Genomic DNA, 24,447 nt, shown 5'->3' with positions numbered 1-24,447 from the left:
CAGCCGACGGCGTTGTAAGGGCAGAATGAAATGAAGTTGAAGGCGGCGCTCGGATATCTCGCGCTCGTGGTGACAGTCAGCCAGACGGCGACGCCCGCACGCGCCACGGACATTCAGTGGTGGCACGCGATGTCCGGAGAACTCGGCCGGCACGTCGAAAAGCTGGCCGCGGATTTCAACGCCACCCAGACGGGCTATCGCATCGTTCCAGTCTACAAGGGCAACTATACCGAGACCGTCACCGCGGCGATCTTTGCCTTCCGGTCCCGGAGCCAGCCGGCCATCGTCCAGGTCAACGAAATCGCGACGGCCACTATGATGGCCGCCAAAGGCGCAACCTATCCCGTCTATGAGCTGATGCGCGATCAGGCGGAGGCGTTCAATCCGTCAGCCTATCTGCCAGCTATTACGGGCTACTACACCGACATGGCCGGCAACATGCTGTCCTTCCCATTCAATGCATCGACGCCGATCCTTTACTACAACAAGGATCTGTTCCGTGCCGCCGGGCTCAATCCGGACGAGCCGCCGCGGACCTGGCCCGAACTCGGCGTCGCTGCCAAGCGATTGCGGACGGCAGGTGCGGTTTGCGGCTTCACGACGGCCTGGCCGTCATGGATCAATGTCGAGAACTTCTCGGCATTCCACAACATTCCGGTGGCGACGAAGTCCAATGGCCTTGGCGGGTTGGATGCGGTGCTCACCTTCAACAATCCGCTGATGGTGAGGCATATTACGCAACTTGCCGAATGGCAGAAGACCAAGGTCTTCGACTACAGCGGCCGTGCGACAGCGGCTGAACCACGGTTTCAGAAGAGCGAATGCGGGATTTTCCTGGGCTCGTCGGGCACCCGCGCCGACATTCTTGCCAATGCGAAATTCGAGGTCGGCTATGGCCTGATGCCGTACTGGCCGGATGTCACGGCCGCGCCGCAGAATTCGATCATTGGCGGCGCCACGCTCTGGGTGCTGCGCGATCGGCCGCGCGAAGAATATAAGGGTGTCGCGAAGTTCTTTGCGTTTCTTTCGCAGCCTGAAGTACAGGCGACCTGGCATCAGAAGACGGGTTACCTGCCGATCACGCGCGCCGCTTATGAGCTCACGCGCCAGCAGGGTTTTTACGACCGCAACCCCGGCACCGTGAAATCCATCGAGCAGATCACGCTCAAGGCGCCGACGGAAAATTCGAAGGGATTGCGCCTCGGCTCGTTCACGCTGATCCGTGACGCCATCGAGGATGAGCTGGAGCAGGCCTTCAGCGGTAAAAAGCCTGCGCAGGAGGCCCTCGACGCTGCAGCCGAGCGCGGCAACAAATTGCTGCGCCAGTTCGAGCGCGCCAATCCCGTGCAGTGATATCTGCCGGGTCGCGGCGCATCATGATCTTCGTTAGTCGCTAACGAAGATCATATCTCAATGGCACATTGAACGCCTCCGTACCGCCGGTCTTCTCCGGCGGAAATGCCGGAAATGGCTGCGCGCGACGAACCATGGCGAGCGTTTCGGCATCGAGCGCCGAATTTCCCGACGATCCCAGGAGGCGGGAAGACAGCACGCGACCGCTGCGATCGAGTGTAAAGGCGATCCTGACGACTGCCGTGCCTGACTGACCGGTGCGCGCACTCTGGGGAAATTGCTTGAAGCGCTGCAAGTGTGATTGAACGAGCTGATTGTAAGACGCTGACGCTGCCCTCGATGCACCGGCGGCGGCCGCCGATGCTGCAGGCGCGATGCGTTCTGCGCGCGGTGCTGCAGTGGTCTGCGGCGCTGCCGGCGCATCGTTCGGCTTCTTTTTGACCTCGGCGCGTATCGGCTTCGGCTTTGGCTTTTCCGGCACCGGCTTTGGCGGATCGGGAATGATCTTGGCGGGCTCGGGCGGGGGAGGCGTCGGCTCGGTCTTCTGTTCGGGCGGCGCTTCGACGACCGGCTTCTCCATCAGCGGCGTCGGCGGGATCTGTTCTTCCGCCTGCTTCTGTTGAACCGGTTCGGGCGGTGGCTCGGACGGCGCTTCCGCCTGCTGCATCTCGGGGCCGGGCGCGATATCCAGCGGCTGCGTTTCGGGCGCAGCGGTGGCCGGCGCCATATCGATCATGATGGTGGGCATCGTAACGCCCGGCGGGTTCGGCTGATGGTACCACCAAATTCCTGCGGCGATCAGGCCGGCATGGATCGCGACGATGGCGATCGCCGACCCGGTCCAGCGAAGACCGACGCTGTCGGTCGGCGCATGTAGCGCAAAGACATTCATGGCGCGGAGGTTCGTCCGTCGAGGCCGACCAGTGCGACTTTGAGATAGCCTGCGTTGCGCAGCAGGTTCATCACTTCCATCAGATCGCCATAGCTCACGACCTTGTCCGCGCGCAGGAAGATGCGCTCGTCCTTGTTGTTCTTGGTCGCTGCATCCAGCGTGCCGCTCAGCGTATCGCGCGGGATGATGTCTTCGCCGACGGCGATTGTCAGATCAGGCTTGACGGTGACGAAGACCGGCTTGTCGGGACGCGGTTGTGGTTCTACGGCACTTGCCGGCAGGTCGACACCGAGATCGACCGTCGCCAGCGGCGCTGCCACCATGAAGATGATCAGCAGAACCAGCATCACGTCGATGAAGGGTGTCACATTGATTTCGTGGTTGACTTCGAGGTCGTCACTGCCGCCTGAGCGCCCACCTAATCTTGCAGCCATGGTCTATTCCGCCGCCCGTGAGATCGGCATGCCGCGACGGCCGTGATCGCGGCTCATCAGCAGCATGACCTGTGCGGACGCATCGCCGAGCAGCGCACGGTAGGTCGTGATGTTGCGAACAAGCTGGTTATAGATCACCACCGCAGGGATGGCCGCGACAAGACCAAGTGCTGTCGCGAGCAACGCTTCTGCGATGCCCGGTGCGACGACAGCGAGGTTGGTCGTCTTGGTTTCCGAAATGCCGATGAAGGCGTTCATGATGCCCCAGACGGTTCCGAACAGGCCGACGAAAGGTGCAGTCGCGCCGATCGTTGCGACGACGCCGATGCCGCGAGAGATCCGGCGCGACATTGCCTGTTCGACGCGCTCAAGCCGGAGCGCAATGCGCTCCTTGAAGCCGTCATCGAACAGTCCATGGGAGAGCGCAGTCTCGCGCACTGCCGAATGAATGAGCTGGGCCACGGGATCGCGAGCATTGGCGCTGTCGCGCTCGACCTGGGCCAGCGTCGTATCGCTTTCCAGTATATCGAGCCGCCGTTTGGCGGACCGTGTTTCGCGGTTGAGTTCGATCGTCTTGGCGAGCCAGACCGTCCAGGTCACCAGCGAGGCGATGGCAAGACCGATCATCACGGCCTTCACCACGATGTCGGCGTTCACGAACATGCCCCATGGGGACAGGTTATGCGGCAGCAACGCTTCCGTTGTCGCCGCTACAGCATACTGTGGAACCGCCGCAGTTCCGCTAACCGCCACCAATACAGTTGTGATGGGAGACCAGGATCTTGTCATAGGGGCTGCATTCCGTCGGTCGAAGCTTGCAATGTGAGATGATGGCGAAGAATAGCTTCGCATGTGAACGATGTCGCCCTCCGGAGGCCGAGTTGAGGCCCAAACTGGAGCGATTCCAAGGTCTCGGTGCTCAAAATCTCATACTCGTGAAGAGCCGCACGCCGCGTCCGGGCTGCAGCACTTCCGCCTTCTTGAAGGAGATGTGGTTGCGGACCTGTTCGTCGAGCAGATTGTCTCCGGTGACGCCGAAGGTGATGTCGCGCAGGCCGCCGTCGACCTTCGCGAATGTGTGGGTATAGCTCACCTCGGCCTTCAGCAAGTTGTAGCCGGCAGTCGACGTTTCATTGAGCGCAATGTCATTCTGCGTGAATGCATGCAGGACGCCCAGACGGGCATACCATTCGGCGCTGCGCCACCAGACGCCGCCGCCCACGCGCATCGGTGCAATGCGCGGAACATTGCTGCCATCGGCAAAGGTCGCGCGGACCACGTCGAACTGGGTGTCGATCCCGAGCATGCCGTCGCTGAGCGGTGTCACATCGAGTTGTGCCATCAGCTCGGCGCCGCGGAAGTTCGCATCTCGCTGACCGTAGGCCACTTGCAGCAGTGGGCCGGTCGCGCCACAGCTTGCGAAAGTGTCGGTGCAGAAGTTTCCGGTCACCTGCTTGAAGATGAAATCAAGATAGCGCGTGTAATAGAGGCTGGCCTCGAAGCGAAGCTGGCCGCTGCTGCGTTTCAGGCCGACCTCGACCGACTCTGCGGTTTCGATTTTCAGATCCGGATTGCCGATGACGAAGGTGCCGGATGCGCCGTCAGAGCCGCGCGAATAAAGCTCAGGCGCGGCAGGCGCGCGCTGTGCACGCTGTACACTCAGATTGGCGACCATATCCCAGGGCAGTGATTTCAGCAGCCCGAAGCTGAAGCTCTTCGAGGCGAAATCGCGCGTCGCTGCAGTCTCGGAGAATGTGTCGGGCGGCGGCAGGAAATTGCTGGGGAAGATCGGCGCCATGCCGGACACGGAAAGATGTTCGATGCGGCCTGCTGCCTGAAATTTGAGAGTGTCCGAGAGCTGCAACTGTTCGAACACGAAGCCTGCGGCTGTGTCCGTGTTGGTCGGTGCGAGCAAACCGCCGAGCAGGCCTGCGGTGGCGAGCTTGCGATTGCTGGCCTGCACGCCCCAGCTTCCGGTCAATGCGCCGAGCGGCGTTGCGACCGAAGCGTGGTCCAGTTCGAAGCGGCCTTCGATTTCCTTGTTGGTGATGGTGTTCTGCAGGCCATCGACGCCGTTGCTGCCGATGCCGAGCTCGCCATGCTTGTAGTCGCTGACGCCGAACGTATAGCGGATCGCGGCGATGCCGTCGGTTGGCGCGCGCCACTCGCCCTTGCTGGTGACTTTGGTCTGTTCGAGATCGATGCGAGTCCGTGACGCGGATTCGGCGATGCCGGGGATATGATACAGGCTGGTGATGTGCTGGATCGCGGTGCCGATATAGCCGCCATCGAAGATATAGGAGCCGCCGACCGACTGGCCCTCCGAGCGCAGTCTCGTATTGGCCTGCACGCCGCCGCCGGGAATTCTGTAATCGCCGGCGCTGCGGCCGAAGGCATCGACGTGAATAGCGACATTACTGCCTGACGCATCGATGCTGGCCGCGCCGTCGATGCTACTATCCACCGAAGAGCCGCCGCCCTTGATGCGCGCGCTGAAATTGTCCGGCACGAGACTCTCCGGAATGCGATTGTTGCTGGCATTGACGACGCCGCCGATGGCCTGATTGCCATAGCGCAGCGTTGCCGGCCCGCGGATCACCTCGATCTTGTCGGCGGACAGCGGATCGACCGGGACCTGGTGGTCCTGGCTGAAATCCGACGCGTCCTGGCTGCCAATGCCGTTCTCCTGAATGCGAACGCGATAGTCATCGAGGCCGCGGATATTCGGTCTGCTCGCGCCTGGCGCAAAGGTCGATGCGGCAACGCCCGGCTGGGTTGCCAGCAAGTCGGCGATGGAGGCGGAGGTGGTGCGCTGGAGGGCGTCACCGGTCAGCAGGGTGGTAGACTGGAAGGCGTCAGCTTCCTTCTGCCGCTCGGCGCTGACCACGATTTCCGAAAGCGTTTGCCCTTCCTGGGCCTTCGCGTCTCCAACCCAGACTGACGAGAGGCATGCTGCCCCCGTGATCGATGCCCACAACCTTAAACTCACGCCATTCCCCAACGTTACTGATCTGATGCGAATGCTAATGCGAACTATTCGCAATAAGGAGGCGGGAGCCGTGCATGTCAAGCCGGAATCGGGCGAGTAATCACCAGGCAAGCACGCGCGACAGTCTAAATTTTATGCATATCAATATCTTTGTATGCAACGAGGCTGAGTCTCCGGCGACGCCGACCGCCGGGCTCGTTGCGGAAATGCAAGATTTATCAGTCCCCTAGATGGCCATTAGGGGCTCGTTAAGCTCTGGCACGAAGTTTGCGATGTCTGTTCCCAAGCCGATCCACTCGCGCCCTTGGGGAGAGCAAGAATGAAGCGTCGTGATTTTCTGAAAACCGCCACAGGCGCCGCCGCCGGCGCGATGGTCTCCGGTCCGGCGATCTTCTCGCCCGCTAAGGCAGATGCCCGGTCCGAAACCCTGCTGATCGTCTCCGAAAGCGGCCCCAACAATCTCGACATTCATGGCGTCGGCACCAATGTGCCCGGCTACGAGGTGTCCTGGAATTGCTACGACCGCCTGATCGGTCACGAGATGAAGGCAGGCCCTGGCGGCGTGCCCTATTACGACCGCGACAAGTTCAAGCCCGAACTCGCCGAGGACATGACCATCGGCGACATGTCGGCGACCTTCAAGCTGCGCAAGAACGCCAAGTTTCACGACGGCACGCCGGTGACGGCGAAGGATGTGAAGTGGTCGCTCGATCGCTCGGTCAGCGTCGGCGGTTTCCCGACCTTCCAGATGAGCGCCGGATCGCTGAAGAAGCCCGAGCAGTTCGTGATCGTCGACGATCACACCGTACGCGTCGATTTCGCCACTAAGGATCGCCTGACGATTCCGGATCTCGCTGTCATCGTGCCCTGCGTGATCAATTCCGAACTGGTGAAGAAGAACGCCACCGAGAAGGATCCGTGGGGTCTCGAATATACCAAGATGCAGACTGCCGGTGGCGGCGCCTACAAGGTGACCAAGTGGACCGCGGGCACGGAAGTCATCCTCGAGCGCAATGATGATTGGGTCTCCGGCCCGACACCGAAGATCAAGCGCGTGATCTGGCGCATGGTGCCGCAGGCCGGCAACCGGCGTGCGCTGCTCGAGCGCGGCGATGCCGACATGTCCTATGAGCTGCCCTACAAGGACTTCCAGGAGATCAAGGCCAACGGCAAGCTCGATGTCGTGTCGCTGCCGTTCAGCAACGGCATTCAGTATATCGGCATGAATGTCACCAAGCCGCCCTTCGACAATCCGAAGGTGCGTCAGGCCGTGGCCTATGCGCTGCCTTATCAGAAGATCGTCGATGCCGTGCTGTTCGGTCTCGCCAATCCGATGTACGGCGCATCAGCCGACAAGCCAACGGAAGTGGCCTGGCCGCAGCCGCATAAATACAATACCGACATGGCCAAGGCGAAGGCGCTGCTGGCCGAGGCCGGCTATCCCAACGGCTTCGAGACTACGATCTCATTCGATCTCGGCTTTGCCGTCGTCAACGAGCCGCTCTGTGTGCTGGTGCAGGAAAGCCTCGGCCAGATCGGCATCAAGACGACCATCAACAAGATCCCCGGCGCCAATTGGCGCACCGAGCTGAACAAGAAAGAGATGCCGCTCTACACCAACGTGTTCTCTGGCTGGCTCGATTACCCCGAATACTTCTTCTACTGGTGCTATCACGGCGACAATTCGGTGTTCAACACCATGAGCTACAAATCGCCCGAGATGGACAAGTTCATCAACGGCGCGCGCACCGCCGCCGCAACCGGCGACAAGGCGGCCTATGATGCCGACGTGAAGGGCTTCGTCGATCTCGCTTTCACTGATGTGCCGCGGATCCCGCTGTATCAGCCCTATGTCAACGTGGCGATGCAGAAGAACATTTCCGGCTACCAGTACTGGTTCCACCGTCGGCTCGACTATCGCGCGCTCGTGAAGGCGTGATGTGATGATGGCGAGGATGCTGGCCCTGCTCGATGACGGAACGGCTCCATCGTCCCCTCCCCCTTGCGGGGGAGGGTGGCGCGAAGCGCCGGGAGAGGGGTGAGCCACGAGCGCCGTCGCCTGCGACTCCCCCTCTCCCCAACCCTCTCCCGCCTAGCGAAGCTTCGCTTCGCGTGGGGGAGAGGGAGCGCCGCGAGCTTGCATTCGCATCCGTCGATGAACAGGAGGCAAGCATCATGCTCAGCCTGATCGGCAAACGACTGATGTTCGCGATCCCGAGCTTGATCGGGGTCGTGATCGTCACATTCCTGCTGACGCGCGCGCTGCCCGGCGATCCCGCGGCCTATTTCGCGGGACCGTCGGCGGACAAGCAGGCGATCGAGGAAATCCGCAAGAAGCTCGGTCTCGACAAGCCGCTGATCGAGCAGTTCTTCCGCTATACGGCGGATCTGGCCAAGGGTGATTTCGGCAACTCGCTGACGACAGGCCAGCCGGTGGCGACGGAGCTTCGCAACCGCCTGCCGGCATCGGCCGAGCTGACGCTGCTTGGTCTGCTCGTTTCGATCATGATCGCCATTCCACTCGGCATTCTCGCCGCCACCCGGCCGGGCTCATGGATCGATCATCTCTGCCGGGTGACGACGACGGCCGGCGTGTCGCTGCCGGTGTTCTTCACTGGTCTGGTGCTGGTCTATGTCTTCTATTTCAGGCTCGGCTGGTCGCCGGCGCCGCTTGGGCGACTGGATGTGTTCGCATCGACGCCGCCCAATGTGACCGGCTTCTATCTGATCGACAGTCTCATCGCGCGTGACTGGGAAGCCTTCAGGTCTGCCTTCAACCAATTGATCCTGCCGACGGCGACGCTGGCGATATTTTCACTCGCGCCGATCGCGCGCATGACGCGCGCGTCGATGCTGGCGATCCTGTCGTCCGATTTCGTGCGTACGGCTCGCGCCAGCGGCCTGTCGCCACGCGCCGTGATCGTGACCTACGCGTTCCGTAACGCCATGCTGCCGGTCATCACCACGCTGTCGATGACGTTCTCGTTCCTGCTCGGTGCGAATGTGCTGGTCGAGAAGGTTTTTGCCTGGCCGGGCATCGGCTCCTACGCGGTCGAAGCCCTGATCTCGTCGGATTTCGCGCCGGTGCAGGGCTTCGTTCTGACCATGGCCGTCATGTATGTGCTGATCAATCTGATCATCGACATTCTCTACGGCGTGATCGATCCACGCGTGCGGTTGGAAGGGTGAGGTGGAAACCATGAACGCTGTCACGCCTGTCGATTCCGAAGCCGTTCCCGCGCCGAAGCCTGCGCCCGCAAAACGCACTTCCGGCTTTACCGCGACGCTGCAGCACACGCGTTACATTCTCGGCGAGAACCGCGTGACGGCGTTTGCGTTCGGCCTGCTAATGCTGATCGTGTTCGCAGCGCTGTTCGGCCCCTACATCGTGCCTTACGATCCGCTCGCCAGCGACACGGCCCAGGCGCTGAAGGCGCCGTCTGCGGCGCACTGGTTCGGCACTGATCAGCTCGGGCGTGACATTTTCAGCCGCGTCATCGTGGCGACCCGGCTCGACTTCTTCATCGCGATTGCCTCGGTGGCGCTCGTCTTCGCCATGGGCGGCCTCGCCGGTATCGCGTCGGGCTATTTCGGTGGCTGGACTGATCGCATCGTTGGCCGCATCGCCGATACGATCATGGCGTTTCCACTGTTCGTGCTGGCCATGGGTATCGTCGCAGCACTCGGTAACACCGTGCAGAACATCATCATTGCCACGGCCATTGTAAACTTCCCGCTCTATGCGCGCGTCGCGCGGGCCGAGGCGAACGTCCGCCGCGAAGCGGGCTTCGTGCAGGCGGCCCGACTGTCGGGCAATAGCGAGATGCGCATCCTGCTGGTGCATATCCTGCCGAACATCATGCCGATCATGATCGTGCAGATGTCGCTGACCATGGGTTACGCGATCCTCAATGCCGCTGGCCTCTCCTTCATCGGTCTCGGTGTCCGTCCGCCGACCGCGGAATGGGGCATCATGGTCGCCGAAGGGGCGTCCTTCATGGTGTCCGGCGAATGGTGGATCGCATTGTTCCCCGGTCTGGCGCTGATGATCGCGGTGTTCTGCTTCAATCTGTTGGGCGACGGTTTGCGCGACATCGTCGATCCGCAGCGACGCACCTGAGGGCCCGGACATGACAGCTCAACCGCTTCTCGACGTCAGCGACCTCACTGTCGAATTCGCCACGCGGCGCGGCATCGTCAAGGCCGTGCAACACGTCAATATTTCCGTGGCCAAGGGCGAAACACTCGGCATCGTCGGCGAGTCCGGCTCGGGCAAGTCGGTGACGTCCTATGCGGTGATGCGCATTCTCGACCGCGCCGGCAAGATCGCAGAAGGCTCGGTGATGTTCTCTGGTGTCGACATCAAGGGTGCAACCGAGAACCAGATGCGCGACCTGCGTGGCCGCGAAATCTCGATGATCTTCCAGAACCCGCGGGCGGCGCTCAACCCAATTCGCAAGGTCGGCGATCAGATCGAGGACGTGTTGCGCCAGCATGCGCAGGCCGGTAGCGCCGATCGTGCCGAGAAAGCCATCGAGGCGCTCGAGCAAGTCAAGATCGCACGCCCGCGCGAGCGTTATCACGCCTATCCGTTCGAACTCTCCGGCGGCATGTGCCAGCGCGTGGTGATCGCACTGGCGCTGGCGTGTAATCCGCAGCTCCTGATAGCTGACGAGCCGACCACCGGCCTCGATGTCACGACCCAGAAAGCCGTGATGGATCTGGTCGTCGAGCTCACCAAGAGCCGCGGCATGTCGACCATCCTGATCACTCATGATCTCGGCCTTGCCGCTGCCTATTGCGACCGTGTCGTGGTGATGGAAAAGGGCAGGGTGGTCGAGACGGCGCTGTCGGCCGATATCTTCGCCAATCCGAAGCACGCCTATACGAAGAAGCTGATGCAGGCGACGCCGCGGCTCGGTGTCTCGCTGCGTGATCTCCTGCCGGCCGAAGAACGCGCTGCAATGCCGGTGCAGCCGACGATTGCCGATAGCGCCGGCGCGCCCGCCGAGGCAAAGCCGCTGCTGGTGGTCGACAATCTGGTCAAGGAGTATGCCCGCCAGGGTGCGACAGCCTCTCTGGCAAAACTGTTCTCGCGCAAGCCACCGACCGAGCCGGACAAGTTTCGTGCTGTCGATGGTATCAGCTTTACGGTTGGTCACGGCGAGAGCGTCGGCCTTGTCGGCGAATCCGGCTGCGGCAAGTCCACCACGTCGATGATGGTGATGCGGCTGATCGACAAGACCTCGGGCCGTATCTCGTTCGATGGCGACGAGATCGGCGAGATCGCGCCGAACTCCTTTGCGCGGTTGCCGCTGCGCAAGAGCATCCAGATGGTATTTCAGGATCCCACCGACAGCCTGAATCCCCGTTTCACGGCGGCGCGCGCCATTGCCGATCCGATCATGCAGCTTGGCGACATCAAGGGCGGCGATGCATTACGTGCAAAATGCGAGGACCTCGCGCGGCAGGTTGGCTTGCCGCTCGAATTGCTCGATCGCTTTCCGCACCAGATGTCCGGCGGCCAGAAGGCGCGCGTCGGCATCGCGCGGGCCATCGCGCTGCAGCCGAAGCTGATCATCCTGGATGAGCCGACCGCTGCGCTCGACGTCTCCGTTCAGGCGGTGGTGCTGAACCTGTTGCAGGACCTGAAGCAGTCGATGGGGATGAGCTATTTGTTCGTGTCGCACGATTTGAATGTGGTGCGTTTGCTGTGCGATCGTGTCATCGTGATGCGCACCGGGCGGATCGTCGAGCAGGGCCTGACCGAGGCCGTGCTCGATGCGCCGCAAGACGCCTATACGAAGGAGCTGCTGTCGGCGATCCCGCATCCGCCGCTGCCGGTTCACTGATACGAATGATTGAGAGAGGGACCGTGGCCGAACCGCTTGATGACTATATCCACGCCGTCGCCGGGGCGTTGGGACTGCCGATTGAAGACGCGTGGAAGCCATCCGTCCGTGCCAATCTCGCGGTGACGCTGAAAATGGCTAAAATGGTGGACGAATTTCCGCTCCCCGACGAAACCGAGCCGGCGAGCATCTATGCAGCTTGACCCCGTCATCATGGCCCATATTTTTCAAACCAATGGCGATTGGCGCCCGGCGTCGGACATTGCGCAGGCGGTTGCCGCGAAGAAAATCTCGGCGCTCGCCGTCACCGAAGCGGCGCTCGCGCGGATCGCGCAGCACAATCCGGTCCTGAACGCATTCACCGATGTCACTGCCGATCGCGCGCGCGCCACGGCGAAGGCGCTGGATGCCGCGATTGCCGCCGGTCAAAGCGTCGGCCCGCTTGCAGGCGTGCCGTTTGCGGTGAAGAATCTGTTCGATGTCACCGGCCTGCCGACCCGCGCCGGTTCCAAGATCAATCACGATCGTCCGGCTTCAACCCGCGATGCGACGCTGGTCGAACGCATGGAAGCCGCGGGCGCCGTCTTGGTCGGCACGCTCAATATGGGCGAATACGCCTATGATTTTACGGGCGAGAATATTCATGACGGGCCGTCGCGGAATCCGCATGACGTGACCCGGATGACCGGCGGCTCATCGGGCGGTTCCGGCGGCGCAGTCGGCGGCAGTCTCGTGCCGATTGCCTTGGGGTCGGACACCAACGGATCGATCCGCGTGCCGTCGTCGTTTTGCGGTATCTTCGGCTTGAAGCCGACCTATGGCCGGCTGTCGCGGGCGCGCTCGTTTCCGTTTGTCGCGAGCTTCGATCATCTCGGCCCATTCGCACGATCGGTCGAGGACCTCGCGCTGTCCTACGACGCCATGCAGGGACCGGATGCCGAGGATGCCGCGTGTTCAACCCGCGCCATCGAGTCTGTGACGGCGCTGCTCGGACAGGATATCGGCTCTCTCCGCATCGCTGCGGCCGGCGGATACTTCCGCAAGAACCTGTTTCCGGAGGCCCAGGCGGCGGTTGCGCGTGTCACGAAGGCGCTCGACGTCACACGCGATATTGAGCTGCCCGAGGTCGCCCGCGCGCGGTCGGCGGCCTATGTCATCTCGACGGTTGAAGGCGCCTCGCTGCATCTGGATCGCTTGCGCACGCGGCCCAATGACTTCGACCCGGCGGTGCGAGACCGCTTGCTCGCCGGCGCCATGGTGCCGGCGCCGCTGGTTGATCGCGCGCAGAAATTCCGTCGCTGGTACCGCGCCAAGGTGCTCGAACTGTTTGGGGATGTCGAAGTGATCATCGCGCCGGCGACGCCTTGCATCGCGCCGAAACTGGGGCAGGCGACTTTCGTGCTCGACGGCGTCGAACTGCCCGTGCGCGCCAATATCGGCATCCACACCCAGCCGATCTCCTTTATCGGCCTGCCCGTCGTCGCCGTGCCGGTGCCGCTCGATCCGATGCCGGTCGGTGTGCAGATCATTGCGGCGCCGTGGCGGGAAGACATCGCGCTGCGGGTCGCTTATGCTTTGGAGCGGGCCGGCGTGGTTGCTGCGCCCCGCGCAAAAGGGTTCTGACATGGACATTGATCTGCCGGACGTCATCGCCGAAGTGGGCGCCGCTTTCGCACGCTATGAGAAAGCGTTGACGACCAATGACACGGCGGTGCTCGGCGAGTTGTTTCGCAACGATCCCCGAACGCTGCGCTACGGCATGGGTGAAAACCTTTACGGTTATGACGAGATCCAGGCCTTTCGCGGTGCACGCTCGCCGGTCGGATTGATGCGCCGCACTGCGCGCACGGTGATTTCCTCCTATGGCCGCGACACTGCGGTGGCCTCGACGCTATTTTATCGCGACACGGCTCCGGGTAAGGTTGGTCGACAGATGCAGACGTGGATCCGCTTTCCGGAAGGCTGGCGAATCGTGGCGGCGTCTGTCAGCCTGATCGACGAACCGCAGGGCGCCAAGGGATGAGTTTCGACGACATGCTGATCCAGCCTGGCAAGCCACGCCGCAAGGCGGGCATCACCGGGCCGGTCAGCCGGGTTGACCGCGCTGGTGCGACCACCGGCAAACTGACGCGCGCTGAAGAACTCCGCTTGCAACTGGCCGACGAGATCGTGCGCGGCGTGCTGGCCCCCGGTACCTCACTCGACGAGACAGACTTGGCGCAACGCTTCAATGTCTCGCGCACGCCGGTCCGCGAAGCGCTGCGTCAGCTTACGGCGAGCGGACTTGTCGACTCGCGTGCGCATCGTGGCGCCGTCGTGGCGCAGCCATCGATCGATCGTCTCACCGGCATGTTCGAAGCGATGGCGGAGCTCGAAGCGATATGTGCCGGTCTCGCCGCCGAACGGATGCCGGCCGTACAGCGTCACGAATTAGAGGCCATCCACGAAGAGTTGCGGGTGCTGAGCTATGATGGCAACCCGGATCGCTTTCACGAAGTGAACGAACGTTTTCACAACGCGATCTATGCGGGCTCGCAGAACGAATATATCGCCGAGATCACGCTCGCGACCCGGGTGCGCGTGCAGCCGTTCCGGCGCGCGCAGTTTCGCAATCTCGGCCGTCTTGCCAAGTCGCAGGCCGAGCATGACCGCGTCGTCGTCGCCATCATGCGCGGCGATCGCAACGGCGCCGCCGCGGCGATGCGCGCCCATATCGAGCTGGTGCGCGGCGAATACGAGCATTACGCCGTTTCACTCTAAGTCCCACTTCTCCCGCATAAAACGGGAACCAACGCGTTCTTCGTGGGTTGTTTCACGGAGAATGTAACCCTCTGGCGCTGAATCACCCGTCACCGCAAGGTTTCGGGCTTTTGGCGTTAATGTCGATTTCCGCTTATCCGTGGGGGTAGCGAACAAATGCTCAGGAGCAAAGCGGCATGGCTTATCCGAGCAGCGCGGATATCGTGACCTCGCCTGTGCCGGGCCAGACGCCAGCTTCCGACTCGGATCGTATCATCGAAACCGACATTCCTGCGCGCCTGGATGCGCTGCGCTGGAGTGGCTTTCACACACGGGTTGTCGTGGCGCTCGGAATTACATGGATTCTCGATGGCCTTGAGGTGACTCTGGCGGGGGCGCTGTCCGGCGCGCTGAAGGAAGATCCGGCGCTGCGGTTCTCGAACTTCGACGTGGGCTTTGCCAACAGCGCTTATCTCGCAGGTGCCGTGATCGGCGCGCTGGGCTTCGGCTGGCTGACTGATCGCATCGGTCGGAAGAAGCTGTTCTTCATTACGCTAGCGCTTTATCTCACGGCGACTGCCGCGACGGCGCTGTCATGGAATCTTGCCAGCTATGCCGTGTTTCGATTCCTGACGGGGGCCGGCATTGGCGGGGAATATACCGCGATCAATTCAACAATTCAGGAGCTTGTCCCGGCGCGTTATCGCGGCTGGACCGATCTGGTGATCAACGGCAGTTTCTGGCTCGGCGCGGCGATGGGCGCGGTCTGTGCCATCGTTCTGCTCGATCCAGCTATCATTTCTCAGTCCTATGGCTGGCGCCTCGCATATTTCACCGGCGCTATTCTTGGTCTCATCGTGCTGTTCATGCGGATGTGGATTCCGGAAAGCCCGCGCTGGCTGATGATCCATGGTCAGCCGCAGCGCGCCGAAGAGATCGTGGCCGATATCGAAATCTCCGCGCATCAGAAGGCCAAGCCGTCGGTTCTGGCCGCGCTGCCGAAGATCAGGCTGACGATGCGCGATCACACGCCGCTGAAGGAGGTCGCGCAGACACTGTTCGTGCTGTATCGCCAGCGGTCGCTGGTCGGACTCGTGCTGATGGCATCGCAGGCGTTTTTCTACAACGCGATCTTCTTCACCTATGCGCTGGTACTGACGGATTTCTTCGGCATCCCGTCCAATCATGTCGGCTGGTATATCCTACCGTTTGCCGCGGGTAATTTTCTCGGACCGCTGTTGCTCGGCCGGCTGTTCGATACGCTGGGCCGCCGCGTGATGATCGCGGTGACCTACGGGATGTCGGGCATATTGCTTGCGATCTCCGGTTATCTGTTCTCGATCGATGTGTTGAGTGCACAGACCCAGACCATCGCCTGGATGATCATCTTCTTCTTTGCGTCGCCGGCGGCGAGTGCGGCCTATCTCACCGTCAGTGAGACGTTCCCGATCGAGGTTCGCGCATTGGCGATCGCTGTCTTCTACGCGATCGGCACCGGGATCGGCGGCGTTGCCGGCCCGGCGCTGTTTGGCGTGCTGATCGATACCGGGTCGCGCAATAGTGTGTTTGCCGGCTATCTTCTTGGCGCTGTTCTGATGATCGTGGCTGCGATTGTCGGCTGGCGCTATGCCATCGCGGCGGAACGCCAGCCGCTTGAAACAGTTGCACGGCCGCTGGCCGTGGTGGAGTGACTTCATGAACATGTCTCAGAAAATTATCGAAATTCCTGTCGACGATGCGCCGCACTCCGAAGAGGTACTGTATCCGGGTGCGGAATTGCCGCGGCTTAGCGAATGTGCGCTGCTGCTCGATATCGACGGTACGCTGCTCGATCTGGCGCCGACGCCGCGTGAAGTGTGGGTGCCACCGGATCTGGCGACGTCCATGGGTAAGCTGCTGCAGCGCACGAATGGCGCCATGGCGCTCGTTTCGGGCCGCTCGATCAACGATATCGATCTGATCTTTGCGCCGATGCAGTTTCCTGCCGTCGGCGGTCATGGCGCCGAAATGCGATTGTCAGGCGACAATGAATCGGTGGCGTCAGGCGCGCCGCCGATGGACAAGGAATTGAAGCGTCGCCTTGCTGCCATTGCGAAGTTGAGTCCGGGTATTCTGCTCGAAGACAAGGGCTATGCGCTCGCGCTGCATTACCGTCTCGCGCCGCATGCGGAGAAGGCGATCTATGATGCGGTCTCCGCGATCCGTGCCGATCTGCCGAATGCGCCGATCGAAGTGCTGCCCGGCAAGGCTGTCTGCGAGATCAAGCCCGCTGGTGTGACCAAGGCGACGGGCGTGATCGAATTGATGACGCATGAGCCGTTCAGCGGACGCCGTCCAATCTTCATCGGCGATGATGTCACCGATGAATCTGTATTTGCGATCATGCCCGGCATGAATGGTCTCGCATTCTCCGTCGGTCGCCGTGCGCAAGGTGTGTCGGGTCACTTCGACGAGCCGCGCGATGTGCGCGCATGGCTCGCGCGCTTGCTGATCGACGATGCAGCGAAATCGAAGTGATTCACCTCATTGTTGATACCGATGCAGATGGAACTCACTGAAAGGTGAGTTCCATCGTCGCGTGCCCGAATTTGGTTTCAATTGGGTCGAATGGTGACGAGGAACCATATTGATGAACGGACGTTTATCAATGTGTGCAATCAGGAGGGGACCCTGTGAATCTCGTCGTAGTCTCAAACCGAGTATCGCGCGCTTCGGCGAATGAGCCGATGACCGGCGGTCTGGCAGCAGCCTTGCTGCCCGTGGTGGAGAAATCTGGCGCGATTTGGGTGGGTTCCAGCGGCCGCGTGCGCGACGGCGCGCAAAAGGAACCGTTCGCCGAAATTGAAGCGCTGGGCGCCGGCGCGTTGGCCATGCTCGATCTGCCTGCCGCGCATTACGGTGGCTATTACGAAGGCTTCGCCAATTCGGCGCTTTGGCCTGCACTGCATTCCCGCACCGATCTGATCTGCACGTCGCACGATGATTATCAGTCGTATCGTGAAGTGAATTCGTTCTTCGCGCGCGCGCTGCTGCGGTTCCGCAAGCCCGATACCGCGTTCTGGATTCAGGATTACCATTTCCTTGCGCTCGGCGCAGAATTGCGCGCGCTTGGCGTGACGCATCCGCTCGGCTTTTTCCTGCATACGCCGTGGCCGGCACGCGATATTTTTGGCGGCGTGCCGCATCATCGCGAGCTGGTCGAGGCAATGCTTGCTTACGATCTGATCGGCTTCCAGACCGAAGGTGATCGCGACAACTTCCTGTCTTATGTCGATGGCGAGCTCAGTCTGGACACGACGGGTGGCGTGGTGATGTCGCGTTACGGCGCGTCGCGTTGCGCGGTATTTCCGATCGGCATCGATCCCGCGAAGTTTGCTGCGCATGCTGCCAAGGCGGCGTCGCATCCCGATGTGTCGCGGCTGCGCCGCAGCCTGAACGGCGAGAAGCTCGCCATCGGCGTCGATCGCGTCGATTACTCCAAGGGCCTCGTCAATCGTCTCGATGCGTTTGACCGCATGCTTGAGCTGCAGCCGCAGTTGAAGCGCTCGGTCTCGTTGCTGCAGATCGCGACGCTGTCGCGTGGTACGATCGAGGCCTATGGTGACCTACAGAACCAGCTTGCGAAGCTGGTGAGCGATATTAACGGGCGTCACGGCGAAGTTGACTGGACGCCGATCCGCTATCTCAACAAGGGCTTCAGCCAGACTGTGCTCGCTGGCCTCTATCGCACCGCGCAGGTCGGTCTGGTGACGCCGCTGCATGACGGCATGAATCTGGTTGCCAAGGAATATGTCGCTGCGCAGAACCCGGTCGATCCCGGTGTGCTGGTGCTGTCGAAATATGCCGGCGCCGCCAACGAGCTCGATACTGCCCTGCTGGTCAATCCGCATGATGTGGACGGCATGGCGCGCACCATCGCGACCGCATTGTCGATGCCGTTGCTGGAGCGCCGTATGCGCTGGGAAGCCATGATGGCGAAGCTGCGCGCTGGCACGATCCAGGACTGGTTCGCCGATTTCGTCGATGCGCTTCAGCAAGCCCATGTCGCCAATGACAAGACGCCGGTGGAGACGCTGCCGGTTCAGCCGGCCGTACTCTGGCCGGTCCAATCGCTGGGCGCTGGGGTCGGTAGCCGGTTCCACTGAGCCGCGGCGCCAGCCAGGCGAAATGGGGAGGTCCCCGCGGCGCGCTGGCGCGGGGATTGCTGTGCCGACGCTTCGCAAGCCGATTCGCCGCTCGCCAGGGCGAGCAGGTGGCGCCAAGGCTCACCGGAATTCCCTATATCCTTCAATAATTTGAGAAAAACCGCCGGGCCGAGCCGGCGGTCCCTTGCAAATCTCGCTCCGGCCCGTCATGAGAAGGCGCGCCGGAGAGATGGCCGAGTGGCTTAAGGCGCACGCTTGGAAAGCGTGTGTGCGGGAAACCGTACCGTGGGTTCGAATCCCACTCTCTCCGCCAGCAGGCCCTCCTAACTAGATCTCCCATTTGTGAGCCGGCCGTCGTCCCTCCCGCTCGCCCCGCGGTAACAGGATGACGTCTGCGTCGATGGCTAGGTTTTTAGCGAGCTTGTATCGGCAGGCTGGGTTGGAAAGGAAGCCCTCGCTCCGGGAGACGGGCCTTCCTGAATGGTGCAAAGTCTGGCAAGGCCAAAATGGCCTAATACGTCAGGCTCGTTGGCTTGATTTGAGCTTGAGTTATTGGGTAGCCTTTTTGCGTCGTGTCCGGGGCATCAATTGCGTAGATCTCGAATTGTGATCGCTGCTGCGTCTGTCGGAGCTCTCGCTGCGGCTTTGACGTTATGCGCGTATGTTCGAGAGCCTCAAAATGTACTGAGCTTCTTTAAGGCCAAAAATCCAAGTGGTCCCCAGCTCGACGACGTCTCGTTCGTTCAGCGTTTTCCGCAAGCGTTTGATTTTGAAGTGTCGGCTTCTCATGCCGAATTAGAAGTTCAGCGGGCTAAGTCGCAGCTCGCGCAAGCCATGCGATCGCAGCCAGTGCTTCCCGCCGACAGTTCGCCCGAAATCCCGGCGTCGAATGGAAAAGTGCCGCTACCGAGAGTCCGACCGTCGGCGGCCAATTTGATTGCCGTGTCTCTGCCCGATCCAGCGTCAACACCGTCTGATCCTTTGTCCAACGTAAGCGCGGCACTCAGAAAAGTCTTCGCGATGCTACAGCCGTCTGAAACTGTTTTGGCATCTGCGTCACCCGACGGTGGAATCTCCGGCGACGGAAAGGATAGTGCACCTCCAACATTGGCGGAAACGCGGGCGGCGCTTTACGACATTTCCGCGCGCACCGTTTACATGCCCGACGGAACGAGGCTCGAGGCTCACTCCGGACTTGGCGAACTGATGGACGATCCAACGCAAGTCCACGTCCATGATCGAGGTGCGACGCCACCGCAGATATATGAACTGAGCAAGCGAGAGAAGCCGTTCCACGGCGTTGAAGCATTGCGAATGAAGCCGGTGGGTCAGGGTGATCTATTTGGCCGCGCCGGATTGCTCACGCACAGCTACCTGATGGGACCAAAGGGAGATTCGAACGGTTGCGTATCGTTCAAGGACTACGCAACGTTCTTGCAGGCTTACAAAGCAGGTGCCGTGAAGCGATTGATCGTCGTACCGAGCCTGACCGATCCGACCGTCATGGTGGCACAAAAGACGTAGATATAGCCGTGTCTGTGAGTACTCAGCTATCGCACTTCGGCTCGAGATTGATCTTCAGAACTAATTTTCGCCCAGATTTAGATTGGTAGTGTGCCAACGCCGAATCGGGGGATTCGCATATGACACCCAGTGACTACGCGCGAATGGCGAAAAATTGCGCTGAGCGAGCTGACGCCTTGGAGCCCGGCCCGAAGAGAGACGAGTTGCTCAAGAAAGCACAGCAGTTTCGGTTTTACGCGAAGGTCGAAAATTGGGTGGCGTCACCGGGACTGCAACCCCCGGATTAATTCCGGCGCAGTCAGAGCGGCAAACTCCGCAGTGCCTGGAAGACGGGACGCAGATAGTCCAGCATTTTTGGCGGGTTCTCCGTCATCGGAAAATGCCCGAGCTCCGGCATCTCTGTCACCACGGCGCCCTCGATCCATTCGGCGAGCGCATAGGCATCGCTCACGGTGGCGGAGAAGTCGTAGTGACCGATCAGAAGATGTACGGGGATCTTGTGGCCATCGATGAGCTTGGCGGTCTGTTCGCCGTCGAACTCGTCCGAATAGAAAGCCAGATCGCCGTCATAGATGCCCGGCGCACCCTGCGAATAGATCCATGCGGCGCGTCGGCGATCCTCTGCGGGGCTGGACGGGCTCATCAATCCGCGCACATAGGCTGCCGAATGCCAGCCGCCATTGACGCCCGCATGGGTGAGATAGTCGTTACGACGGCCGCGTGGGCGCAAGGGCGCTTCGAGCGCGATCACGGCCTTCACGAGATCAGGTCGCTCTGCGGCGAGCGCCATGGCGATGCCGGCGCCCATCGAGCAACCCATCACCACAACGGGTTCGCCGATCGCCTGTTCGATGAAGCTCGCACACCAGTCAAGATAGGTCGGCTGATCGAGCTGATAGATGCTGCCATCCCAGCCGACGGGCGGCATCGAGCGGCCGTGATGCGGCATGTCGAAGCCGATCAGGCGCCAGTCGCGCCCGAGTTCGGGATCGCACATCACGCCGTGAAACTGCCGCGTATCCGCGCCGGCTGTGTGGAGGCACAGCACTGGCCTACCAGTGCCCGTGGCTTCTGAATAGATTTCGGCAATCTGTCCGCCGGCGCTGTGCACGCGGTGATAGCGGCCCTCAAGGCGCGTGAGATCGACTTCGACCGCATGCGCGGCCGGCGTCGTGAGATTCGCGAACACGGCCTCGAGGAATGCGCGGGCCTGCGCAATGACCAGCGCATTGCCGGTCACGGTGAAACTGGTGTTGCGCAGTTGGATCGATGAAAACGAATGATAGGTCGGCGGCGGGCAGGGCGCCAGCACCTTCAGCCATGCTATGGCTGGTCCGGATAGCACGATGTCTGGCGCATGGCTGGGTATACTGACAACCGGCTGGTTGTTGCGACAAGCGATCGCGACGGCGGCCTCGTCGATCCCAAACTGAATTTCAAGATCCAGTCCGCGCGCAAAGGACTCTACCTCCGGCGCGGTGATCGCGACCGCAAGTCGATTGCGAAGCTCGTCGATCAGGCCCATGCCCAACGTCACCTACTTCCTGGCAGTGAGATAGCGGCCAATCTCGACATGGTCGGCCGATGGTCCAAGCTTCTCCAGCGCGGCATCCCACAGTGCAGCGACTTCGTCTGCCAGCGGCGCATTGACGCCGATCTGGTGGGCGAGTTCGCCGGCGGTGCGGATATCCTTCGCCATCAGGGCCATCGCAAAGCCCGAGGTGTACTTTTCGGGAATGACGAATTGCTTGAGCTTGTTTTCGGTCGAGTTGTTGCGTCCGGTGGAGGCGTTCAGCACGTCGACAAGGACATTCGGATCGATGCCGAACTGTCCACCGATAGCAACGGCTTCGGCGGCAGCCGCGAGGCCCGCGGCCGAAACATAGTTGTTCAGCGCCTTGGCGGCGTGGCCGGAGCCGAGCGGACCGGTGCGGAACACCGACTTGCCCATGGCATTCAGCACGGGATCGGCGCGATCGATGGTCTTGCCGTCGCCGCCGGCCATGATCGCCAGCGTGCCGTCGACGGCGCGTTTCACACCGCCCGATACCGGCGCGTCGATGAACGCGAGACCTGCCGCGATCAGTTCTTCGCCGAGCGCGCGCGTGCCCATCGGAGCGGACGAGCTCATGTCGATCACCACCGTGCCCGGTGCGAGCTTGGCCTTGAAGCCTTCGACCGCGGCGCGCACGATCTTGCCGTCGGGCAGCAGCGTGATGACGGCGGCTGCATCCTTGACGGCTTCATCGACGGTGGCCGCCGACGTGCCGCCGGCTTCGGTATATTTGGCGCGGGCTTCTGCAAACGTATCGAAGCCAACCACCTGATAGCCCGCGCGCGCAATGCATGCGGCCATGGGACGTCCCATATTGCCGAGGCCGATGACTGCGATCTTGGCGGGCGGATTGATGGCGGCTGAATTCGACACGGGCGTTCCTCTTCAAGTTCTTATTTTATTCGATATCTGGCGCGGCAGGTGATCGCGCTTGTCAGGGATTATCGCGCCGCAGCGCTTCCAGCGCTATCGCGGCGGCATTCTTGATGTGCTGGACGCAAGCCTGCTCGGCGCCATCTTCGTCGCCGGCCTCGATCGCGACAAGGATGGTCTCGATTTCGGCAAGACTGCGGCCGATGCGATTGGACTGGGTCATCGATGTCATGCGCAGCACCGTGACGCGGTTCAGCAGCATTTTCAGGAAGCGTTCGACGAAAACATTGCCGCAGCCTTCGAGCAGTGCGGCATAGAATTCAGTCTTGGCGGCCAACAGGTCACTGCGGTCTTCCTGACCGGCTACCGCGCCCATCTGGACGAACTGTTTGCGCAATCGTTCGATGATCACCGGGTCGCGCAGCCGCGCACATTCACGGCCGGCATAGCCCTCCAGCAGCGCGCGCAAATCATAGAGCTGCTCGGCTTCCTCGACGCTGATGGTGCTGACGATCGGGCCGCGATGCGGGATCGTGGTGACGAGGCCCTCTGCCTCCAGTTGTCGCAACGCCTCGCGGATCGAGGTGCGGCCGACGCCGACCTGCTCGCACAGCTCACGCTCGATCAGCCGCTGGCCAGGCTTGAACAGCCCGCTACCGATTGCAGAGCGTAGTCTGTTTTCAACCAGCAGTCGCAGGCTGGTCGATTCCCGCGAGACATTCAGGTCCGATTCGATCTTTACCATGCGTCAAGTTGACCGCCTATCAGACAATCTGTCAAGCAGCTTGACCGCTCGTCTGTTTTATGTCGAATTGCCGAGGAAGCCGCAAAGGCCGTTCTGCATTCGGAGAAAACGCCCATGTCCAAGACAACCTCCCATCGTGGTGACCTGAGCCGCCGTACGCTGCTCGCCGGAACCGCGTCGCTGCTGGCGAGCCCGATGATTGTGTCGTCGGCGCGCGCGCAGGCGAAGCCGGTCAATATCGGCGTGATCATGCCGTTGTCGGGCGCCAATGCGCAGTTCGGCATCAATTCGCGTAACGGCATCGAGCTGGTTGCCGATGAGATCAACGCAGCCGGCGGCATCAAGGCGCTCGGCGGTGCCAAGATCAATCTGATCGTGGCGGACGCGACCTCGACACCGACCACCGCGGGCACTGTCGCGCAGCGCCTCATCACCCAGAACGAAGTGACGGCGATCCTCGGCGCATTCGCGTCATCGCTGACCATTGCCATTTCGGAAGTCACGGAGCGTCGCGACATTCCGCTGCTCACCATGTCCTTCGCGGACCAGATCACCGGCCGTGGCTTCAAGAACATCTTCCAGATTGTCGCCAAGGCGTCGGCGCTCGGTAAGGCGCAGCTCGACTACACGCTGGCGATTGCGCAGGCGTCCGGCGCCAAGATCGACAAGATCGCGATCATGTATGAAGACACCGCCTATGGCACCGCGCAGGCGGCCGGCCTTCGTGCCGCTGCCAAGGCGGCCAATATCGACATTGCGATGGACGATGCCTATCCGCTGGGGATCACCGACACCACGCCGTTGATCAACAAGCTGCGTGCATCCGGCGCCCAGGCCGTCTTCCCGGTGTCCTATCTCAATGACAGCCTGCTGCTGATCCGCACCATGCGCCAGCAGCGCATCACGATCCCAGCCATCGGCGGCGCGGCCGGTTATGTCATTCCGGATTTCGAGAAGGGTCTCGGCGAATTCGCGGAGAACGTGCTGTCGATCGCGCCCGCCAATTACGATCTCGCCCCCGATCTCACCGAGCGTTTCCGCAAGCGCTTCGGCTACTTCATGGTGCATGAGGCGCTGGAACACGCCGTCGCGCTCGACGTGCTGGTGCAGGCGATCGAGAAGGCGAAGTCGGCCAAGGCCGAGGACGTCACCATGGCGCTGCGCGGTGCGAAGTTCACCGGTGGCTGGACCAAGGCGATGACCGGCGGCGCCGTCGAATTCGACAGCACCGGCCTCAATACCTTGTCCGTTCCCGTCATGGCGCAGTGGCGCAATAAGGAGCTCGTCACTGTCTGGCCGAAGGACGTCGCCAAGGGGACCGCGGTCTGGAAGTCCTGACGAACTGA

21 protein-coding genes and 1 tRNA gene are annotated in these 24,447 nt (G+C 61.7%); 15 read left to right on the top strand and 7 right to left on the bottom strand.

What is annotated here, in order from left to right:
• Positions 1 to 30 precede the first annotated feature (30 nt).
• Complete coding sequence (gene ugpB / locus RSO67_RS16110) at positions 31 to 1,353, top strand: sn-glycerol-3-phosphate ABC transporter substrate-binding protein UgpB (RefSeq protein ID WP_315839695.1); 1,323 nt, start codon at positions 31 to 33, stop codon at positions 1,351 to 1,353.
• A 40-nt stretch (positions 1,354 to 1,393) separates the two neighbouring features.
• On the opposite strand, the gene RSO67_RS16105 is transcribed toward ugpB, so the two are convergent.
• The 4 genes from RSO67_RS16105 to RSO67_RS16090 all read right to left on the bottom strand — a co-directional run bounded on the left by RSO67_RS16105 (position 1,394) and on the right by RSO67_RS16090 (position 5,668).
• Entirely contained in the window at positions 1,394 to 2,245 is an 852-nt protein-coding gene (locus tag RSO67_RS16105; RefSeq protein WP_315839694.1) for a TonB family protein, read from the bottom strand.
• The gene (gene exbD / locus RSO67_RS16100; protein ID WP_315839693.1) at positions 2,242 to 2,679 is read right to left on the bottom strand and encodes a TonB system transport protein ExbD; all 438 of its coding nucleotides are present in this window, start codon (positions 2,677 to 2,679) and stop codon (positions 2,242 to 2,244) included. The genes RSO67_RS16105 and exbD overlap by 4 nt, the downstream gene beginning before the upstream one ends.
• 3 nt (positions 2,680 to 2,682) lie before the next feature.
• Positions 2,683 to 3,468, bottom strand: a complete 786-nt coding sequence (gene exbB, locus RSO67_RS16095) for a tonB-system energizer ExbB (protein WP_315839692.1) — start codon at positions 3,466 to 3,468, stop codon at positions 2,683 to 2,685.
• A gap of 130 nt (positions 3,469 to 3,598) precedes the next feature.
• Entirely contained in the window at positions 3,599 to 5,668 is a 2,070-nt protein-coding gene (locus tag RSO67_RS16090; protein WP_315839691.1) for a TonB-dependent receptor, read from the bottom strand.
• Positions 5,669 to 5,987: 319 nt separating this feature from the next.
• On the opposite strand from RSO67_RS16090, the gene RSO67_RS16085 reads away from it, so the two are divergent.
• The 13 genes from RSO67_RS16085 to RSO67_RS16025 all read left to right on the top strand — a co-directional run bounded on the left by RSO67_RS16085 (position 5,988) and on the right by RSO67_RS16025 (position 19,928).
• Positions 5,988 to 7,607, top strand: coding sequence for an ABC transporter substrate-binding protein (locus tag RSO67_RS16085; protein WP_315839690.1), 1,620 nt, complete (start codon positions 5,988 to 5,990; stop codon positions 7,605 to 7,607).
• Positions 7,608 to 7,843: 236 nt separating this feature from the next.
• The gene (locus tag RSO67_RS16080; protein WP_120287488.1) at positions 7,844 to 8,857 is read left to right on the top strand and encodes an ABC transporter permease; all 1,014 of its coding nucleotides are present in this window, start codon (positions 7,844 to 7,846) and stop codon (positions 8,855 to 8,857) included.
• 10 nt (positions 8,858 to 8,867) lie between these two features.
• Positions 8,868 to 9,788 (top strand): ABC transporter permease, encoded by a 921-nt coding sequence (locus RSO67_RS16075; RefSeq protein WP_315839689.1) that lies wholly within the window; start codon positions 8,868 to 8,870, stop codon positions 9,786 to 9,788.
• Between the two features lie 10 nt (positions 9,789 to 9,798).
• The gene (locus RSO67_RS16070; protein ID WP_315839688.1) at positions 9,799 to 11,520 is read left to right on the top strand and encodes an ABC transporter ATP-binding protein; all 1,722 of its coding nucleotides are present in this window, start codon (positions 9,799 to 9,801) and stop codon (positions 11,518 to 11,520) included.
• Between the two features lie 23 nt (positions 11,521 to 11,543).
• Positions 11,544 to 11,723: a DUF4089 domain-containing protein gene (locus RSO67_RS16065; RefSeq protein WP_315839687.1), complete on the top strand. Its 180-nt coding sequence runs from the start codon at positions 11,544 to 11,546 to the stop codon at positions 11,721 to 11,723.
• Positions 11,713 to 13,143 carry an AtzE family amidohydrolase gene (locus RSO67_RS16060; protein WP_315839686.1) on the top strand — a complete coding sequence of 477 codons (1,431 nt, stop codon included), beginning with the start codon at positions 11,713 to 11,715 and terminating at the stop codon, positions 13,141 to 13,143. The genes RSO67_RS16065 and RSO67_RS16060 overlap by 11 nt, the downstream gene beginning before the upstream one ends.
• A 1-nt stretch (position 13,144) precedes the next feature.
• Complete coding sequence (hpxZ, locus tag RSO67_RS16055; protein WP_315839685.1) at positions 13,145 to 13,543, top strand: oxalurate catabolism protein HpxZ; 399 nt, start codon at positions 13,145 to 13,147, stop codon at positions 13,541 to 13,543.
• Positions 13,544 to 13,554: 11 nt separating this feature from the next.
• Positions 13,555 to 14,280 carry a GntR family transcriptional regulator gene (locus RSO67_RS16050; RefSeq protein ID WP_410001894.1) on the top strand — a complete coding sequence of 242 codons (726 nt, stop codon included), beginning with the start codon at positions 13,555 to 13,557 and terminating at the stop codon, positions 14,278 to 14,280.
• 176 nt (positions 14,281 to 14,456) lie between these two features.
• Positions 14,457 to 15,950 (top strand): MFS transporter, encoded by a 1,494-nt coding sequence (locus RSO67_RS16045; protein WP_315839683.1) that lies wholly within the window; start codon positions 14,457 to 14,459, stop codon positions 15,948 to 15,950.
• A gap of 10 nt (positions 15,951 to 15,960) precedes the next feature.
• Positions 15,961 to 16,776 carry a trehalose-phosphatase gene (otsB, locus tag RSO67_RS16040; RefSeq protein ID WP_315844268.1) on the top strand — a complete coding sequence of 272 codons (816 nt, stop codon included), beginning with the start codon at positions 15,961 to 15,963 and terminating at the stop codon, positions 16,774 to 16,776.
• A 155-nt stretch (positions 16,777 to 16,931) separates the two neighbouring features.
• Complete coding sequence (locus RSO67_RS16035; RefSeq protein ID WP_315839682.1) at positions 16,932 to 18,404, top strand: trehalose-6-phosphate synthase; 1,473 nt, start codon at positions 16,932 to 16,934, stop codon at positions 18,402 to 18,404.
• Positions 18,405 to 18,627: 223 nt separating this feature from the next.
• A tRNA-Ser gene (locus RSO67_RS16030) sits at positions 18,628 to 18,717 on the top strand.
• A gap of 293 nt (positions 18,718 to 19,010) precedes the next feature.
• Complete coding sequence (locus RSO67_RS16025) at positions 19,011 to 19,928, top strand: DUF2778 domain-containing protein (RefSeq protein WP_315839681.1); 918 nt, start codon at positions 19,011 to 19,013, stop codon at positions 19,926 to 19,928.
• 298 nt (positions 19,929 to 20,226) lie between these two features.
• Here the strand turns inward: RSO67_RS16025 and RSO67_RS16020 are convergent, their stop codons facing one another.
• The 3 genes from RSO67_RS16020 to RSO67_RS16010 all read right to left on the bottom strand — a co-directional run bounded on the left by RSO67_RS16020 (position 20,227) and on the right by RSO67_RS16010 (position 23,101).
• Entirely contained in the window at positions 20,227 to 21,465 is a 1,239-nt protein-coding gene (locus tag RSO67_RS16020) for an alpha/beta hydrolase (RefSeq protein WP_315839680.1), read from the bottom strand.
• On the bottom strand, positions 21,466 to 22,356 hold the full coding sequence (locus RSO67_RS16015; RefSeq protein ID WP_315839679.1) for an NAD(P)-dependent oxidoreductase: 891 nt from the start codon (positions 22,354 to 22,356) through the stop codon (positions 21,466 to 21,468).
• A gap of 61 nt (positions 22,357 to 22,417) precedes the next feature.
• Positions 22,418 to 23,101: a GntR family transcriptional regulator gene (locus tag RSO67_RS16010; protein WP_315839678.1), complete on the bottom strand. Its 684-nt coding sequence runs from the start codon at positions 23,099 to 23,101 to the stop codon at positions 22,418 to 22,420.
• A 114-nt stretch (positions 23,102 to 23,215) separates the two neighbouring features.
• Between RSO67_RS16010 and RSO67_RS16005 the strand changes: the two genes are divergently transcribed.
• Positions 23,216 to 24,439, top strand: a complete 1,224-nt coding sequence (locus RSO67_RS16005) for an ABC transporter substrate-binding protein (protein WP_315839677.1) — start codon at positions 23,216 to 23,218, stop codon at positions 24,437 to 24,439.
• Positions 24,440 to 24,447 lie beyond the last annotated feature (8 nt).

It is taken from the genome of Tardiphaga sp. 709, from assembly GCF_032401055.1.
In the GTDB taxonomy this organism is placed as follows: domain Bacteria; phylum Pseudomonadota; class Alphaproteobacteria; order Rhizobiales; family Xanthobacteraceae; genus Tardiphaga.
Note: the sequence above shows the minus strand (reverse complement) of the source record. Positions and strands in the feature narration are given on the sequence as shown.